This window comes from Allocatelliglobosispora scoriae (assembly GCF_014204945.1).
GTDB classification, from domain to species: Bacteria; Actinomycetota; Actinomycetes; order Mycobacteriales; family Micromonosporaceae; genus Allocatelliglobosispora; species Allocatelliglobosispora scoriae.
In genome coordinates, this window is sequence record NZ_JACHMN010000002.1 from 327,856 (window position 1) to 344,841 (window position 16,986).

Here is a 16,986-nt window from a genome sequence, read left to right on the forward strand (position 1 = left end):
TGATGGATGGACGAGAACCGGGCACGCAAGGTCGTCGACGCGCTCCGCGACCGCGGCATCCACGCACATCTGGCCCTCGCGAGCGCGACCACCCGGCACGGCATCCGCGTCGACCTGCTCGACGGCCGCCAGGCCCTCTGGGACACCGACGGCACCGCAGGCCTGGAAGCGCAGGTCATGCGTGACGGAATGCTGGTCGGGTTCGTCCCCCAGATCCCCGATTCGGAGAACTTCACCATCGAGCAGGTCATCGACGCGATCGCCCGCACCGACTACGACCAGCCCATCGCCCGCCAGCGCAAGACGGCGCCGCCCCCCGAGCCGGCCTTGCCGATGGAGGGCGGCTTCTTCCGCCGCCTCATGGACGGCCTCCGCTAGCCCTTAAATTCGCGTTGATCAAGGGAAGACTCGCCGCACATCGGACACCCGAGATGGCGAGTCTTCCCTTGATCAACGCGAATTGGGGGCGGCGGTCAGTCTGCGGTCATGCCGCCGGCCTTTTCGAAGGACAGGGGGGCGTCGGGGCCGTAGCGCTGGCGGAGCTTCGGTTCGGCAGCGGCCGGGTCGTCGGTGCCGATCGTGACCGCGGTCCCGTCGTGCTTCGGCCCAGACATGTTGATATGCACGCCGTGCTGCTGCCAGTACTCGGAGTCGTCCATGATCCGCTGGTGCAGGGCCTTGAGCTCGGCATTCGTATGCGGGGCGTCGCGGATCTCCATGCACTGCCGACCGGCGGCCTGGGCGATGAAGGTGTCGAAAGCCGCCGACGGAACCCGGTAGACGACTCCCCGGTTGCGCTCCGGGATCACCTCCAAGCCTGCGAAGGAGTCGGCGAACCGGCCCTCCCCCTGCACCCGCAGCACCTCCAGCAGGTCGCTCATGTTCTGCGTCGTGCCGAACATCGTGGCGTCCGCCGTCACGATCGGCTCCGGCGCCGGGCCCTGCTGCGAGCAGCCCGGTGTCTCGATCCCGCCCGGGCCGGCCTCGTCCGAGCCCTGCCCGGCGCACCCCGCCGTCATCGCCACGGCCATCAGCGCGACGGCCACCAGTCCCCGTTTCATAGACGCAAGCGTATGGCCCGCGCTCGACCCCCGTTGTCCCGCCATACGTGTGAACTGATGGTGCGCTCTACGTCGCCGGGGCGATGCAGAGCGCACCGGGGTCAGCACTCAGCGCGTGGCGAGGGAGCGCCCGCGGATGCGGAGCAGTGCCGCCGCCAGCAGGCCGACCACGGTCCAGAGGTAGACGAAGGCGAAGCCGGCGAACTTCACCGCCGCGACGGTCGAGTAGACGATCGCCAGGGCGCCGTTCACCTGCGCCGGGTCGCCGAGCAGCACGAACGAGATCAGGTTCTCCAGCACGTCGAGTGCGGGCGCCACCAGCGCGAGCGGCACCAGCGCCACCGCCCTCGTCCGCGCCGCCCTGCCCGGCGGCATGGCCCGCGCGACCAGGAGCAGCACGGCGGTGAAGAACAGCGCGGTCGCAGCGATGAAGCCGAAGTCGACGAACTGCGTCTGCCAGTAGATCCCCAGCGTCCCACCCTGCTCCATCGCCGAATACCACTCCGACAGCTTCCGTCCGCTGAAGGAGAGCTGCCCGACGTAGTAGGGCACCGGATAGCCCGACCGTGCATAGAACCCGTCGAGCACACCCTGGCTCACCCGCTGCGCGACGAAGCCCACCCCGAGCAGGCCGAGCAGGAGGGGAAGCCGCGCCGCCGTCGTCCGTCGCGCCGCGATGCGCAGCCGGGCGTACGCCGAGAGCCGGTCAGTGGAGATTTCATATTCCATGGAATGCATCTTGACCGGGTGACGCTCCCGCTGTCAAGCGTTCCATGGAATATGATTGCGCGATGCGACCGGAGCTGCAGGGACAGGCGTTACGGGAGCTGTCGATCCTGCATCAGCTCACGACCACTCGACTCAACCGCGCGTTGCGTCCCCTCGGCATCACGATGACCCACACCAGCCTGCTCTTCCACCTGATGAGCACGCCGGAGGGCACCTCGATCGGCGAGATCGCCGACGCCATGGAGGTCAATCAGCCGGCCGTCTCCAAGACGGTCAAGGCGCTCGTCGACCAGGGCGCCGTCACCGTCGAGTCGGCACCCGACGACGCCCGGCGGCGGGTCGTCAAGCTCACTCAGACCGGTGGCGAGCTGCTCACTCGGGCGATGATGGCGATGCACCCCGACGCGACCCTGGCCTTCGAGCCGCTCGACGACGACCGCCTGCGCGGACTGATCGGCCTCATCGCCGAGCTCAACGCGCATCTGGATGCCGCCCGAGACGCGCGATAGTCCCCCGTCGTCGGGATGACGACGGGGAACGCGCACGAATCAGGACCTCAGGCGGTGGGCGTCGCCGACGGCGAGACGGCCGGTGAAGCCGACGGGTCGGGTGTCGTCGGCGCGGGCGCGACATAGGGAATGGCGCTGCCCTTGACGTAGTCCTCCCACGGGCGGTCCCAGTCGGTCCAGCCGTTGTTCCATTCCAGCTTGCGCGGCGTGCCCTTGATCGTCACCGGGTCGCCCACGCGGGTGATGCTGAACAGCCACTTCGCGTTGGCGGCCGACATGTTGATGCAGCCGTGCGACACGTTGCGCTTGCCCTGGTCGCCGACGGACCACGGCGCCGAGTGGATGAACTCGCCGCCCCAGGTGAGCCGCTGGGCGTAGTCGATGGGGGTGACGTAGCGGTTCGCGGGGTTGGGATCCGTCCGGGTGTCGAAGACGGTCTTCGCGAGCCGCTCGATGATGACCATGGTGCCGCTGGATGAGGGCATCGTCGCCCGGCCGAGGCTGACCGGGATCCGGCGCAGGATCACGCCGTCCTTGACGACGGTCATCACCTTGGGCTTCGCCTTGTCGTCGACGGTCATGACGAGGGCCGAGCCGGTGCTGCAGTCGAGGGTGAGGTCGACCTTGCCGTAGGAGTCGCCGACCTTGACGCCGCCCATCCGGACGTCGACGAAGATCTTCGTGCCGGCCTTCCAGAACTCCTTCGGGCGCCAGTGCATCTCCTTGCCGCTGTACCACGTCCAGATGCCTTCCTGGGCGGGCTCGGTGCGCACCTGCATGCGGCGCTGCACGGCGGCCCGGTCGGCGGTGGAGTCGATGCTCTCGCTCAGCCGGATGATCATCGGCATGCCGACGCCGACGACCGCGCCGTCGGCGAGGAAGCTGCTGAAGTTGATCGTCTTGGACGGCTTCGCCATCGTGGTGAAGGTCGCGGTCGCCTCGGCGGGTCGGTTGTCGTCGCCGGTCGCGGTGACCTTCGCCGTGTAGGTGGCGCCGTAGGCGAGCGTCTTGCCCGGCATCCACCCGGTGCCGTCGGGGTGCATCGCACCCTCCACTGTGGCGCCCGATGCGTCGGTGAGCACGACCTCGGTCTTGACCGCGTCCTTGGCCGAGAAGACGATCTCGACACCGGCTGGCACGTCCTTGGCGTCCGCGGCGGGGGCCGTGATCGTCACGCTCGCCTTGGGCGGCGGACCGGCGGGGCTGTCGCCGCCCGCGCTGGATCCGGGCTGGCCCGGCGTGCCCGGCTCGTCGTCGTCGGTGCAGGCCGAGAGGCCCGCGAGACCGGCGCCGACGAGGCCGAGCGCGGTCAACGCGCGGCGGCGGGTCCAGGTGCTGTTCGGGTGTTCGGCTGGCATTTTTCCTCACCGGGGTCGAGGGGTGTCAGTGCTTGTGAAGAAGGCTGCGCGCACGGCGCACCCATTCGAACTCCTCCGGCCGAGCCTACCCGGGATGGGCCGGGATGGCTCCCCCACAGGTGTGGATCACTCCCGACCCGTGGGCCCGGTCACATCCTCCGCAGGGGCAGCGATCCATGTCACAGCATCATTTCTGTAGAAATATTTCACTGTATCGCTTGAATTTGGCAACCTCCTTCGCCATGATAGTGACCAACGTCGATGGGCCCACCGCGTACCCGATCCTCCACCATGAAGGAGAGGTAACCCATGGCGCTATACGGTGAAATGTCATGGTTCTGCTGCGGCAGTTCCTGGGGACCCTGCGGCACGGCCGGGCACGGTGCCTGCGGCACCTGCAACTCCGGCAGCATGCAGCACGCCTGGCCCAACACCTCCGACGCCTGCCTGGCGATCACCCACCCCGAGGCCTGCGGCGAGCCCCTCGCCCGGCGCGGCTGCGGATTCACCCACTACACGACCAACCGGTGCAACGGGAAGCGCGTCGCTACCCGCATCGCCGACTGCGGCCCGCAGACGGACCTCTTCTGCGGCGAGCGCACCTGCTGCGGCTCGGTCTGCGGTTCCAACCGCATCATCGACCTCACCCCGGCGGCGTTCAGCGCGATCGCCAGCCTCTCCGGCGGGCTCCGGCCCGTCCTGATCGAGGCGTGAGGCATCCCGTGGACACACCGATGGACCGCCGCCGCATGCTCAGCGCAGCCGCCCTGGGCACCACCGCCGCCCTGGTCGGAGCCACCGCGTTCGGCTCGCTCGCCCCCGAGGCGGCCTTCGCCGCAACGGGACCCGCAGCAGGGCCCGCAACCGCACCCGACCTCGACGCGCCCGACCCCAACTTCGCCGAGGGCCGCATCACCGGCATCGCCGGAACGACCCTGCTCGTCACCGGCTCCGACAAGACCCTGTGGCGGATCAGGGTCACCAACGGGTCGAGCATCTGGAAGCTGCGCCCCACCACCTTCGACCGCATCGCCGTCGGCGACGGCCTCTACGCCCGGGGAGCCCGGCTCGCCGACGGCTCGCTCGCCGCGGACTCGATCTGGGTCAACATCGTCAACCTGCAGGTGCACATCGCCGCCATCGGCCGCAACGTCGTGCACTTCGACCACAAGGGACGCCGCATCGTCGGCCACGTCGTGCCCGGCACCTCGGCGGCCGTCTACAACAGCACCCCCGCCATCGGGGACCTGTCGCTGCTCAAGGTCGGCGCCCACATCCAGGTCCTCGGCGCCTGGCTGCCCGACACCAACGAGATCGAGATCGCCACCGTCTACGCGGCCGCGTGACCCACTCCGGGCAGGCACCGCACGCCGCCTGCCCGGACCCTTCCCCGCAAAGGAGTCAGCGATGCCGCTGTGGGTCGCGTCCGTCCAACCCCTTCTCATCGCCGCCGTGCTGCTCTGGGCAGGCGTCGGCAAGCTCGCCGGTCGGCAGTCGGCCGACGCGGCCCGCAGGTCCGCGCTGGCACAGCTCCTCGGTCCGGAGCGGGCCGTTCCGGCGTACACCCTGGTGGGTTTCGTGGAGGTCGCGCTGGGCGCGGCCCTCGCGCTGCCGCCGGCACCGCGGGCCGAGGCCGCCGTCGCCGCGGCGCTGCACGTCGGCTTTCTCGCCTATCTCGGGTACGCCAAAGTCGCCGCACCCGAATCGTCCTGCGGCTGCCTCAGCGCCCAGCGAGCGCCGGTGCGCTGGCGGGGCTTCGCCCGGGCCGGCCTGCTCCTGCTCGCCGCCCTGGCAGCCTTGACCACGACGGAGTTCTGGCTGGCGGCGGCGACCGAGCACCCGCTCGCCGCGACGGTTCTGCTGCTCGCCGAGGCCGCCGCGGTCGTGGCCCTCTCGGCCGAGCTGGACGGCTACTGGCTGGTGCCGCTGCGGCGACTGAAGGTCCGGCTGACCCATCCGCTGCCGACCGGATCCTTCGAGGTGCCGATCGCCTCGACGGTCGAGCAGCTTCACCGCAGCGGGGTCTACCGCCGCATCGCCGACCTCATCGAGTCCGACGTGCGCGAGCACTGGGACGAGGGCGAGTGGCGGATCGTCTGCTTCACCGCCCGCTACCAGGGGCGGGTCGGTTCGGCGGTCTTCGCCGTGCCGAGGCTGAGCTACCAGCCGGGCGCGGTCCGGGTGGCGATCGTCGACGAGGAGACCCGCGAGGTCCTGCTCTCCCTCAACCCGATCCCCGATCCGGTGGCGGAGGCCGGCTGGCCGGTCCCCGCACCCGCCTGATCGCCGACCTGGCGACGACCGACGAGACCGGCGAGAAGCACGATCCGCGCAACCTCACGATCGGCATCCGCGCAATCTCATGATCGGCGCAACTCTTGAAGAGTTGCGCCGATCATGCCTGTGAGCTGGACAGATGTGCGACGAGGTCGGTGACCGCGGCGGACAGCCCGTCCGCCGTGATCGCGGCCTCGATCGGCAGCTCCCCGGCGGCGAAGACCGCTGCGAGCGGCAGGTCGGCGTAGAGGTGCGGGAAGAGCGCGCCGCCGCGCGAGGGCTCCCAGCGCAGCTCCGCCTCGACGCGCTCGGGGTCGACCGCGAGCAGCGTCAGCGGCGGTGCGCCGACGAAATACCGTGCTGCCGTCTCCGCCACCTGGTCGGCGGTGGAGAAGTGGATGAAACCATCGGTGCGGTCGAGTGCCGAGCCCGTGTAGACGCCGTCCTGGCGGGCTTGCGCCCACTCGGCGGTGGTGAGCAGCTTGTAAACGATCGCAGACATGGACCCCAGCATAAGGACGGCGGGGATTCACGCAAGCGGTGCGATCCCTACTTGATGCGCTTCTCGACCAGAGCCCGAACCATCAGGGCCACCTGGTCATTGTATTTTCCGCAGCTTCCGTGAAGCCCGGCGAGATTGCGGAAGGCCAGGATCCCGAAGGAACCCCGGTCGCTCCACAGGTACACCGACGAGGGTTTCCCGTGCAGCGTGAAGACGTGGCATCCGGCCGCGCCGCCCAGGGGTCCGGTTGCCGCGCCGGACGGGATCTGCCGCGTGGGGTACTGGAAGAACTGCTGGTACATCGTGAGGAGGAAGTCCGCGTAGTCCGCGTTGTCGCCGGTCGCCGCCATGATCTCGACATCGAAATCGTAGCCGGGGGACGTGTAGGCACCCGTCACCTTCGACGTGACGGCGAACGGCGGGACCACCGCGCGGAAATCGTCGTCCACCCTGGTCTGCGACTGCGCGGTGGAATCGCGCTTGAAGTCGATGACGGTGCCCCCCGTCGTCTCCTTGAACTTCGCCGGAAGCGAGAGCTTCACCGTGATCGGCGGCTCCGGCGCGGGCTTCGGCGACGGGCTCTGGACCTTCGGGCTGGCTGACGGCGTGGCGGGTGCGGCGGCCGGCACCTCGTCGGCTTCCGCGCCGGACAGGAGCGCTCCGGCGACTCCGCCGGCGGCGAGCAGGAGGACCAGCGTCCCGACGACGGCCCACAGCCGCCGCCTCGACCCCACGGTCGGCGGGTGCGCTGCCGTCGCGGCAGTGTCGTCGGTGGAAGGTCGCAGGTGGGTGTCGGACACCATCACTCCAAGGTCGAGGGAGCGTGAGCGTAACGCCGACCTGCCGCTGTCACGCAGGGCGCCCAGGACCCCCGGATTCGAACATGTGTCCTATGATCACCGCATGCGTGACCTGGCCTGCATCCTGCACGCCGACCTCGACGCGTTCTACGCCTCGGTCGAGCAGCGTGACGACCCGCGCCTGCGCGGCAGGCCGGTCATCGTCGGCTCCGGCGTGGTGCTCGCCGCGAGCTACGAGGCGAAGCGCCGCGGTGTCCGCACCGCCATGAGCGGCCGGGCCGCCCGGCAGCTCTGCCCCGACGCGATCACCGTGCCGCCGCGGATGTCGGCCTACAGCGAGGCGAGCAGGGCCGTCTTCGAGGTCTTCCGCGACACCACCCCGCTCGTCGAGGGCGTCTCCATCGACGAGGCGTTCCTCGACGTCGGCGGCCTGCACCGCATCGCCGGGACGCCGACCGAGATCGCCACCCGTCTGCGCATCGAGGTGCAGCGCCGGGTCGGGCTGCCGATCACCGTGGGCGTGGCCCGGACCAAATTCCTCGCCAAGGTCGCCAGCCAGGTCGCCAAACCCGACGGGCTGCTCGTCGTGCCGGTCGAGGGCGAGCTCGCCTTCCTGCACCCGCTCCCGGTCGAGCTCCTCTGGGGCGTCGGCAGGGTCACCGCCGAGAAGCTGCGCGAACGCGGCATCCGCACCGTCGGCCACGTCGCCCGGGTCGGCGAAGCGGCCCTGATCGCGATCCTCGGCCCCGGCGCCGGACGCCACCTCGACGCGCTCGCCCACAACCGCGACCCGCGCCCCGTGCAGACCGGCAAGCGGCGTGGCTCCATCGGTGCCCAGCGGGCGATGTGGCGGGGACGGCACACCGCCGAGGAGATCGACGCGACCCTCATGGGTCTGGTGGACCGGGTCACCCGGCGGATGCGCAGCGCGCAGCGGCCGGGCCGGACGGTCACGCTGCGGCTGCGGTTCGACGACTTCACCCGGGCGACCCGTTCGCAGACCCTGCTGCGGCCGACGCTGCAGACCGAGACGGTCCTCGCGGTGGCGCGGAGGCTCGTCGACTCCGTCCGCGAGCTGATCGAGACCCGCGGCCTCACCCTGGTCGGGATCTCCGTGGGCAACCTCGACAACCGGGGCTTCGAACAGCTCGCGCTCCCCTTCAGCGCCGACCCGGCCCTGCTCGACGGTGCGCTGGACTCGATCCGGGACCGGTTCGGCTCGGCGGCGGTGACCCGCGGCGCCCTGCTCGGCCGCGACCCCGGCCTGACGATGCCGATGCTCCCGGACTGAGCCCGTCACGTGGTGCGGCACAGCATGGCCATCCTGTGCCGCACCACGTGACGGGGACGCCTCAGCAGAAGTCGGTGCCGCCGAGGTAGCTGTCCTTGAGGTAGGTCGCGTCACCGGCGATCATCGACATGACCTTCTTCTTCTGGTCGAAGTCGAAGAGCAGGCCCTGACCGGTGTCGGTGGTGACGAGGAACGCCACCGCACCGCCACCGCCGTCGAGCTGCTTGCCGATCGTGCCGTAGATCGACTGGATCGCGGCCATCGTCATGCCGAGCCACGCACCCGACGGGGTCGGGATCTTCGCCGACCGGTTGACCGCCATGTAGAGCTTGCCGTCGGGGCGGAAGGAGAGATTCAGATCCTTCCAGTCCCCGGTGCCCTTGGCATAGGTGTTGGTCGGGCAGAGCTCGTTCGTCGTCGAGACCGCGTCGAGCAGGTTCTTGTCCTTGAGCGACGTCAGCGTCGCCCCGATCTCATAGGGACCGCCGCCGTCCACGGTGAAGACGACCGCATCGGAGGACGGGCTGGCGGCCGTCGACGGGCTCGCCGCATCGGTGGGGTCCACCGAGGTGGAGGTGCCGGTGGTGGGGGTGGCGGCCGGGTCGGCATCTTTGGAGCAGCCGGCGACGGCGAGGACGAGGATGACGGCGACGAGGCCGAGACGCTTCATGTCACCCAGTGGAGTCGATCACGACACGGAACGCTGTCCGCTCGACGACACAGCAACCGAACCGGAATGGAGGCGGGGGCGAGCCGAAGCCCGCCCCCGCCCGGATGAAACTAGTTGAGACCGTTCTTCATCGCGGTGATGAGTTCACCGTTGGTGGTGTCACCGGTGAGCTCCCAGAAGAACGCACCGCCGAGACCCTGGCTCTTCGACCAGCTCATCTTGCTGGCGATGGTGGCCGGGGTGTCGTAGCTCCACCAGTTGCTGCCGCACTTGGCGTACGACGTGCCGGCGAAGGTCGCCGTGGGCGGGCAGGTGTTCTTGAGGACCTTGTAGTCCTCGATGCCCGCCTCGTAGGTGCCGGGTGCCGCACCGGTGGCGGTGCCGCCGGGTGCCGTCTGGGTGACACCGGTCCAGCCTCGGCCGTAGAAGCCGATGCCGGGCAGCAGCTTGCTGCCGGGCACGCCCTTCGACTTCAGCTTCGCGATCGCGGCCTCCGTGCAGAAGCCCGCCTGCGGGATGCCCGAGTAGCAGTTCAGCGGCGAGTGCGGGGCCGTGGGGCCCTGCGCGGCGAAGGCACCGAAGAAGTCGTACGTCATGACGTTGTACCAGTCGACGTACGCCGCCGCGGGGCCGTAGTCGGCGGCGTCGATCTTGCCGCCGCTGCTGCCGTCGGCCGTGATGGCCGCCGTCACCAGGTAGGACGAGCCGAACCGGGTACGCAGCGCCTGCATCACGTTCTTGAAGGCCGCCGCACCGCTGCTGTCACAGGAGAGACCACAGGCGTTCGGGTACTCCCAGTCGATGTCGATGCCGTCGAAGACATCTGCCCAGCGCGGGTCCTCGACCAGGTTGTAGCAGGAGTTCGCGAACGCGGTCGGGTTCTGCGCCGCCTGGCCGAAGCCGCCGGACCAGGTCCAGCCGCCGAACGACCACAGGATCTTCAGGTTGGGGTTGAGCCGCTTGAGCTTGCGGAGCTGGTTGAAGCTGCCGCGCAGTGCACCGGCGTCCCAGGTGTCGGCGACACCGTCGACGCTGTTCGCCGTCGTGTACGCCATGTCGTAGTCGGCGTACGCGTCACCGATCTGGCAGGCGCCGTTGGTCACGTTGCCGAACGCGTAGTTGATGTGCGTCAGCTTCGAGGCCGAGCCGCTGGTCTGGATGTTCTTCGCGAAGTACTGGCGCTGGTAGACGCCCCACTCGACGAAGTAGCCCATCAGCTTGTTGCCGCCGCCGGTGCAGCCGGTGGTGGAGCCGCTCGCGGCGGAGCTCGCCGGACCCTCACCGTTGGCGTTGTAGGCCTTCACCGTGTAGGTGTGGCTGGTGCAGGTGCCGAGGCCGGAGATCGTGGCGGAGGTGCCGGTGACCTGGGCGACCTGGGTGCCGCCCTCGTAGACGCGGTAGCCGGTGACGGTGCCGGAGGCGGCACCCCATGACAGCGCGATCGAGGTGTTGGTGACGGTGCCGACGGTCAGGTTGGTCGGGGCGCCCGGCGTGGTGGTGCAGCCGGTCGTCGACGCGGTGACCGCGTTGCTCGCGGCGGACTCGCCGCCGGAGTTGTAGGCCTTCACCGTGTAGGTGTGCGTCGTGCAGGCACCCAGGCCGGAGACGGTAGCCGTGGTGCCGGTGCCGGTGGCGACCTGGGTGGAGCCCTCGTAGACCCGGTAACCGGTGACCGTGCCGGACGACGCGCCCCACGACAGGGAGATCGACGACGCGGTGGTGCCGGTGGAGCTCAGCGTGCCGGGGGTCCCGGGTACGCCGACGCAGCCCGTCGTGGAGACGGTGACGGGGTTGCTCGCCGTCGACTCGCCGACGCCGTTGTAGGCCTTCACCGTGTAGGTGTGGCTGCTGCAGGTGGCGAGACCGGTGATCGAGGCGGTGGTGCCGGTGACCTGGGCCCGCTGCGTGGTGCCCTCGTAGACCCGGTAGCCGGTGACGGTGCCGGAGGAGGCGCCCCACGTCAGGTTGATCGACGACGCGGTCTGGCCGTTGGAGGTCAGCGTCCCGGGCGAGCCCGGAGTGCCGCTGCCGCCCGGCCCCTGCAGGGAGATGTCGTCGGCGTAGTAGGTGCCCTGCCCGTACCAGCCGTGGGTGTAGATCTGCACGCTGGAGCTGGTGGCGGTGAAGGTGAGCGAGAGCTGGGTGTAGCTCGACCCGCCGGGCGTCCAGGTGGAGGTGCCGCCGGTGACACCGAGGTAGGTGTAGGCGCCGCTGAACCAGCCGGAGAGCGTGTAGGCGGTACCCGAGACGACCGAGATCGTCTGCGTGCACTGGGCGTTGTCGGACGCCGACGCGGCGGCGGCCAGGGCCTTCGTGCCGCTCTTGACCGGGCTGGAGACGACGCTTCCCAGGTTGCCGGAGCAGGACCAGGGCGACAGGGACCCGGTCTCGAAGCCACCGTTGATGGCTAGTTCCGCTGCCGACGCCGGTTGGGCGACGACGGTGATGCTGCCGAGGACGAGCGACAGCACCAGAAGAGCACGTTTCATCGACTAACTCCCCTCACTGTTACAGGTGTGGACGGTCGATCGGGATAAATTAGTTAACTATCCTTAAAGTACTTGAGACGTTAATCGGATGATCATTAACTGTCAATGCTTGACCTTCATTCGCGGATCTGGCTAGCATCGACCGCTATCTGTTAGGCAAATTGACTATTAATCGAGCTAACGAGGGAGACCACACCATGCGCAAGCATGTCGCCCTACTCGGTGCCGCCGGACTCGCGATCGGCCTGCTCTTACCCGCCGCACCGGCGAGCGCCGCACCCGTCCGCTACGAGGCCGAGAACGCCGCGATCAGCCAGGGGCTCGTCGAGGCGAACCACACCGGCTACTCCGGCACCGGATTCGTGAACAACGACAACGTCATCGGCAGTTCCACCCAGTGGACTGTGAACGCCGCAACCGCGGGCACCGCGACGATCACCATCCGCTACAGCAACGGCTCCGGCGCCAACCGGCCCGCCGACATCGCCGTCAACGGCAGCGTCGTCGCGGCGGCCTCGGCCTTCAACGCCACCACCAACTTCGACACCTGGGCGAGCAAGACCCTCACCGCGCCCGTCACCGCGGGCAGCAACACGATCCGGGTGACCGCCACCAGCGCCAACGGTCCGGCCAACCTGGACTACCTCGACTTCGAGGTCGCCGCCGCGCCGCCCGCTACCGTCTACCAGGCGGAGAACGCCACGATCTCGCAAGGGCTCGTCGAGAGCAACTGGGCCGGTTACACCGGCACCGGCTTCGTCAACGTCGACAACGCGGTCGGCAGCTACGTCCAGTGGTCCGTCGTCCCGGCAGCCGCCGGGAGCACCGGGCTGACGATCCGCTTCGCCAACGGCACCACCGCCAACCGGCCCATGTCGATCACCGTCAACGGCACGGTCGTCAGCGCCAACCAGGCGTTCAACGCCACCGGCGCCTGGACCACCTGGTCCGAGGTGACCGTCAACGCGACCCTCACCGCCGGGACCAACACGGTCCGGGCCACCTCCACGAGCGCCACCGGCGGCCCCAACCTCGACAAACTCACCCTCGGCACCGTCGGCGGTGGTGGCGCCCCCACCGCCGCCGAGCTGCTCGCCAAGGTCGGCAGCTGCAACCAGATCTCCAACGGCAGGTACAAGACCGACTCCGACGTCGCCACCGCGACGATCCCGGTGTGCCAGAAGACCGGCGCGGTCCTGTGGCAGGCCGACATGGACATCGACTGCGACGGCATCCGCACCGCGCAGTGCAACGAGGACACCGACTGCTGCTTCCTGCCCGACACCGCCTGCCACGCCTCCAACGGCAGCGCGCTCAACGCCGCGCAGCTGCCCTACGTCGTGGTGCCGAGCTCCAGCTCCATCTGGAACTATGCCAACTTCCAGATCGGGTGCGGCACCGTGGTCGCGGTCATCTACAACAACCAGGTCCTCTACGCCGTCGTCGGCGACACCGGGCCGACACAGATCATCGGTGAGGCGTCCTACGCGACGGCCGCCGCGCTCGGGATCAACCCCGATCCCAGCAACGGCGGCACCGACAGCGGTGTCACCTACATCGTCTTCCAGGGTTCGCAGCGGGTCAGCCCCATCGAGAACCAAGGAAACGCGGTGACACTGGGTCAGACGCTCGCGCGCACCTTCGTCAACAGCAACTGATCACCTCGCCCGTGGCGGTCGTCCCGGCCGCCACGGGCATCTCCCCCGAGGAGGAGCCATGTGCCGTCAGGCCCGCTGGATCACCGGGCTCGCCGCCGCCGCCGTCTGCGCGCTGACCGGCTGCTCCGGGCCGACCCCGATCGGTCCCGTCATCGTCCCCGCCCCGCCCGCGACCGGTGCGCCTTCGCCGAGCGTCACCTCACCGGTCGCCACTCCCGCGCCGGGCACTGCGGCGCCGAGTGGTGCTGGTGCGCCGACGGCACACCGGATCACCGGGGACCTGTGCGCCGCCGTCGACCTCACCCCGATCGCGGACCTCGCGGCGCAGCCGGTCTCGCGCGGCACCGGCGACCACAGCGACAAGTCCGGATACACCGTCCACACCTGCCAGCAGGTGTTCCGGCACGGCAGCGTCGAGACCTCCGGGTTCGTCACCGCCATGCTCTTCACCGGATCCGACGCCGCCGCGCAGGCGCGCGCCCGGCTCGACGACACCCGCGCCAACCTCCCCACGGGCCGGGTGGTCGAGCCGGTCGACCTGCTCACCCGATCCTGGGGGTACGCCACCGAAAGCGCCCAGGCACGCACCTGGCAACTGTGGGCGCTGGACGGGAACCTGCTGCTGGGCGTACGCGTCAAGGCGACCACCAACAGCCCCGGCGGCCAGGAACAGCTCCGCGCTGCCGCGGTGGCGACGGCCCGCGCCACGGCGGCCCGGCTGCGATGACGGCGGCGGCCACCGTGAAACGGTGGCCGCCGATCGATCAGCGACTCACATCAGCGCTTCATCAGGGCGAACACGCCCCAGCCGAGCAGCGGCCGGCTGTAGCGGACATACTCCAGCGGAGCGGTGTCGAGCTCGGCCCGCAGCTCCGGTGCGAGCTCGTCGTGCGGGTTCTCGTCGAGCCAGGTCCGCAGGTTGAGCCAGCTCGCGGCCCGGTAACGGTCCCAGCTGTCCTCATCGGCGAGCACCATCTCGACCAGGTCGTAGCCGAGCTCGCCGAAGTGCTCGACCAGCGCCGGCAGCGTCCGGTAGAAGTCCGGCGTCTCGGCGTGACACGCCTGGAGCGCTTCCGCGCCGGTGGGCGGTTCGCCCCGCCAGAAGGGTTCGCCGACCAGGATGGTGCCGCCCGGACGCAGGCTGCGTTCGAGCAGCGCGATGGTGCCGGTGATGCCGTCACCGATCCAGCTCGCGCCGATGCACGCCGCGACGTCGACCGGTTCGGCCGAGACGTGGTGCGACGCATCACCGTGCAGGTATTCGACGTTGTCGGAGACGCCGAACTCGGCGGCCCGTTCGATCGCCGCGGCGATGGATACGGTGCTGATGTCGATGCCGACCCCGGTGACCTGGTGGTCACGGGCCCAACTCGACAGCATCTCGCCCTTGCCGCAGCACAGGTCCAGCACCGTCATGCCGGGCCGGAGCCTGATGGCGGCGCCGAGGATGGCGAACTTCTCCGCCGTGAACGGGTCGCAGATCCGGTGGCTGCTCTCCCGGATGGTGTAACTACGTGGCAGATCCAATGCTCTGATTCCTCACCATGGGTGTACGGGTCGTCTGAACTGCGAGCGGACGAACGCCGACAACACGCATAATCACACCTACTTCTGCTGCCACGGTTGAATGATCACCGGACGCTAGCCCCGACGCCCTCCGTCTGCAACCGCGTTTAACGAGTTGCGCCCGCCCCCAAAAAAAGCAGCAACTCTTCAAGAGTTGGTGTCATAGAGGGCTCACCTCCTGATAGGCGGAGGCCTGCAGCGAGTAGAACTGGGCGTAGATCCCGGCCAGGGCCATCAGCTCGGCGTGCGTGCCCTGCTCGACGACCCGCCCGCCGTCGAGGACGAAGATCCGGTCGGCGTAGCGGACGCTGGCGAGCCGGTGCGTGATCAGCACGACCGTACGCTGCACCGCGTGCCGCCGGATGCTCTCGAAGATCGCGTGCTCGGTCTTCGCATCCAGCGAGGCGGTCGGCTCGTCACAGATCAGCAGCGGTGCGTCCCGGAACAGCCCGCGTGCCACCGCGATCCGCTGCCACTGCCCACCGGAGAGCTCCGTGCCCCCCTTGTAGGACGGATCCAGCAGCGTTTCCGCACCCTTGCTGAGCCGCGCGAAGACCTCGGCGGCGCCGGATGCCGACGCGGCCCGCTCGAACTGCCCGACCGCGTCGGGGTGGTCGAAGCGGCCGATGGTGATGTTCTGCCGGGCGGTGAAGGGCCAGCGGGTGAAGTTCTGCGCGATGACGGCGGTGTGCCCGCGCAGCCCGTCCAGGTCGATCAACCGGGCGGACACCCCGCCGTAGGTGACATCGCCGGACGCCGGTTCGTAGAGTCCGGCGATCACCTTCGCCAGGGTGGTCTTGCCGGAGCCGTTCTCCCCCACCAGGGCGATGATCTCGCCGGACGCGATCTCCAGGCTCACCCCGTTGAGAGCCGGTTCCTCGGCGCCCGGGTAGGTGAAGGTGACATCGCGGACCGAGATCCGGTCCAGGTCGGCCGGCGGTTCGACACCGCCGTCGCGCATCCGCCGCTGCTCCGCCTCGGCGCAGAGGTCCAGGTAGTCCTGGTAGAACAGGCCGTTCTCGTATCCGTAATTGATCACCTGGGTGGCCTGGGTGAGCACGTTGATCGCGGCTCGGATCGCGATCACCGCCGTTCCGGCGGCGGCCAGCGGCATCCGCCCGGTGTAGAGCAGCAGGCCGAGCGCGGCGAAGATCACCGCCGTACCCACGGCTGCCAGCGCGCTGCCCGCGGCCTGGGCGGTCGCACGTCTCTTCTCGATCGCCAGGTCGGCGGCCTGGACGTGCCGGGAGAGCCGCTCCCACTCCCCCAGCAGGAACGGCCGCATCGTGTAGGAGCGCACCTCGGCCGCCGACGACCGCTCGGTCATCAGGTCGCCGAGCGTCTCCATCCGCCGGTTGGCCCCGGAGAAGCCGATCACCATCTGGTAGTAGAGCCGGGCCGATCGCACCGCCGCCCACGCGCTCGGGATCACGGCGAGGACCAGCAGTGGCAGCAGGATCGGGTGCAGCACCGTCAGCGCCCCCGCGATCGCTGCGAACCCGGCGACGCAGCCGAGCAGGTCGACCGCGATCCGCAGCAGGGAGTAGACGGTGCCGCCGGCCCGCTGGCGGCACCGGTGTAGCCGGTCGTGGAAGGTGCCGTCGTCGAAGGCGACGAGCTCGACCTGCGTCACCAGGCCCAGCATCCGGGTCTCGACCGCGCGCTGGAGCTGCGGCGACAGCCGCGCCTGCGCCCAGTGCGCGCCCTGGCGGAGCACGCCGCGGATGACGACGGAGACGACGAGCAGGGTGAGGCCGGGCAGCGCCGCGCGGACCCGTTCGGGGCTCGGTCCGTCGATGAGCAGGCCCTCGAAGACGCTGTTGGTGGCGAGCAGGCCGACGCCGGTGAGCGCCTCGGCGACGGCGGTGAGGCCGATCAGGGCAGCGGTGTCGACCCGGCTCGTCGACCAGGCCAGGCGCAGCACCTGCCCGCAGAGGCGCGGCAGGTAGCGCAGCATCGCGAAGAACCCGGTCGCGGCGACCGTCGAGTCGTAGGCCTCCCAGGGGCGCGCCTCGGTCTCGATCTCGTGGAGATCGTCGGACATGGCCTCAGGTAATCATCTTTCGCTACATCCGG

The 16,986-nt window shown here is 69.6% G+C and carries 16 protein-coding genes and 2 pseudogenes; 8 read left to right on the forward strand and 10 right to left on the reverse strand.

What is annotated here, in order from left to right; translation table 11 throughout:
* Nucleotides 1-6: 6 nt before the first annotated feature.
* Nucleotides 7-378: a hypothetical protein gene (locus tag F4553_RS07440; RefSeq protein ID WP_184833846.1), complete on the forward strand. Its 372-nt coding sequence runs from the start codon at nt 7-9 to the stop codon at nt 376-378.
* A 95-nt stretch (nt 379-473) separates the two neighbouring features.
* Here the strand turns inward: F4553_RS07440 and F4553_RS07445 are convergent, their stop codons facing one another.
* On the reverse strand, nt 474-1,061 hold the full coding sequence (locus F4553_RS07445) for a hypothetical protein (RefSeq protein ID WP_184833848.1): 588 nt from the start codon (nt 1,059-1,061) through the stop codon (nt 474-476).
* 108 nt (nt 1,062-1,169) lie between these two features.
* Nucleotides 1,170-1,790, reverse strand: a complete 621-nt coding sequence (locus F4553_RS07450) for a hypothetical protein (protein ID WP_184833851.1) — start codon at nt 1,788-1,790, stop codon at nt 1,170-1,172.
* A 62-nt stretch (nt 1,791-1,852) separates the two neighbouring features.
* Here F4553_RS07450 and F4553_RS07455 point away from each other — a divergent pair, with 62 nt between their 5' ends.
* Nucleotides 1,853-2,299: a MarR family winged helix-turn-helix transcriptional regulator gene (locus F4553_RS07455; protein ID WP_184833853.1), complete on the forward strand. Its 447-nt coding sequence runs from the start codon at nt 1,853-1,855 to the stop codon at nt 2,297-2,299.
* A 47-nt stretch (nt 2,300-2,346) separates the two neighbouring features.
* Here the strand turns inward: F4553_RS07455 and F4553_RS07460 are convergent, their stop codons facing one another.
* Nucleotides 2,347-3,657 carry a L,D-transpeptidase gene (locus F4553_RS07460; protein ID WP_184833855.1) on the reverse strand — a complete coding sequence of 437 codons (1,311 nt, stop codon included), beginning with the start codon at nt 3,655-3,657 and terminating at the stop codon, nt 2,347-2,349.
* Nucleotides 3,658-3,966: 309 nt separating this feature from the next.
* Between F4553_RS07460 and F4553_RS07465 the strand changes: the two genes are divergently transcribed.
* The 3 genes from F4553_RS07465 (at nt 3,967) to F4553_RS07475 (ending at nt 5,940) form a co-directional block, all read left to right on the forward strand.
* Complete coding sequence (locus tag F4553_RS07465) at nt 3,967-4,371, forward strand: RlpA-like double-psi beta-barrel domain-containing protein (RefSeq protein ID WP_184833857.1); 405 nt, start codon at nt 3,967-3,969, stop codon at nt 4,369-4,371.
* Between the two features lie 8 nt (nt 4,372-4,379).
* Nucleotides 4,380-5,003 (forward strand): cell wall protein, encoded by a 624-nt coding sequence (locus tag F4553_RS07470; RefSeq protein WP_312875129.1) that lies wholly within the window; start codon nt 4,380-4,382, stop codon nt 5,001-5,003.
* Nucleotides 5,004-5,064: 61 nt separating this feature from the next.
* Nucleotides 5,065-5,940 carry a MauE/DoxX family redox-associated membrane protein gene (locus tag F4553_RS07475; protein ID WP_184833859.1) on the forward strand — a complete coding sequence of 292 codons (876 nt, stop codon included), beginning with the start codon at nt 5,065-5,067 and terminating at the stop codon, nt 5,938-5,940.
* A 112-nt stretch (nt 5,941-6,052) separates the two neighbouring features.
* On the opposite strand, the gene F4553_RS07480 is transcribed toward F4553_RS07475, so the two are convergent.
* Nucleotides 6,053-6,436: a DUF952 domain-containing protein gene (locus tag F4553_RS07480; protein ID WP_221469810.1), complete on the reverse strand. Its 384-nt coding sequence runs from the start codon at nt 6,434-6,436 to the stop codon at nt 6,053-6,055.
* Nucleotides 6,437-6,483: 47 nt separating this feature from the next.
* Nucleotides 6,484-7,236 carry a hypothetical protein gene (locus F4553_RS07485; protein ID WP_184833861.1) on the reverse strand — a complete coding sequence of 251 codons (753 nt, stop codon included), beginning with the start codon at nt 7,234-7,236 and terminating at the stop codon, nt 6,484-6,486.
* 103 nt (nt 7,237-7,339) lie between these two features.
* Here F4553_RS07485 and dinB point away from each other — a divergent pair, with 103 nt between their 5' ends.
* Nucleotides 7,340-8,527, forward strand: coding sequence for a DNA polymerase IV (dinB, locus tag F4553_RS07490; RefSeq protein WP_184833863.1), 1,188 nt, complete (start codon nt 7,340-7,342; stop codon nt 8,525-8,527).
* Between the two features lie 61 nt (nt 8,528-8,588).
* On the opposite strand, the gene F4553_RS07495 is transcribed toward dinB, so the two are convergent.
* From F4553_RS07495 to F4553_RS43170, 3 genes and pseudogenes are all read right to left on the reverse strand, one after another.
* Nucleotides 8,589-9,197, reverse strand: coding sequence for a hypothetical protein (locus F4553_RS07495; RefSeq protein ID WP_184833866.1), 609 nt, complete (start codon nt 9,195-9,197; stop codon nt 8,589-8,591).
* A 110-nt stretch (nt 9,198-9,307) separates the two neighbouring features.
* Nucleotides 9,308-10,614 (reverse strand): annotated as a pseudogene (locus tag F4553_RS43165) (glycoside hydrolase family 18 protein); the annotation flags it as partial.
* Nucleotides 10,514-11,686, reverse strand: a pseudogene (locus tag F4553_RS43170) (fibronectin type III domain-containing protein); the annotation flags it as partial. The pseudogenes F4553_RS43165 and F4553_RS43170, both read right to left, overlap by 101 nt.
* Nucleotides 11,687-11,883: 197 nt before the next feature.
* Between F4553_RS43170 and F4553_RS07505 the strand changes: the two are divergent.
* Complete coding sequence (locus tag F4553_RS07505; RefSeq protein ID WP_184833869.1) at nt 11,884-13,344, forward strand: glycoside hydrolase family 75 protein; 1,461 nt, start codon at nt 11,884-11,886, stop codon at nt 13,342-13,344.
* A gap of 58 nt (nt 13,345-13,402) precedes the next feature.
* Nucleotides 13,403-14,071: a hypothetical protein gene (locus F4553_RS40050; RefSeq protein WP_221470501.1), complete on the forward strand. Its 669-nt coding sequence runs from the start codon at nt 13,403-13,405 to the stop codon at nt 14,069-14,071.
* A gap of 50 nt (nt 14,072-14,121) precedes the next feature.
* Here the strand turns inward: F4553_RS40050 and F4553_RS07515 are convergent, their stop codons facing one another.
* Nucleotides 14,122-14,871 carry an SAM-dependent methyltransferase gene (locus F4553_RS07515; RefSeq protein ID WP_184833871.1) on the reverse strand — a complete coding sequence of 250 codons (750 nt, stop codon included), beginning with the start codon at nt 14,869-14,871 and terminating at the stop codon, nt 14,122-14,124.
* 199 nt (nt 14,872-15,070) lie between these two features.
* Entirely contained in the window at nt 15,071-16,954 is a 1,884-nt protein-coding gene (locus F4553_RS07520) for an ABC transporter ATP-binding protein (RefSeq protein WP_184833873.1), read from the reverse strand.
* Between the last annotated feature and the right edge of the window lie 32 nt (nt 16,955-16,986).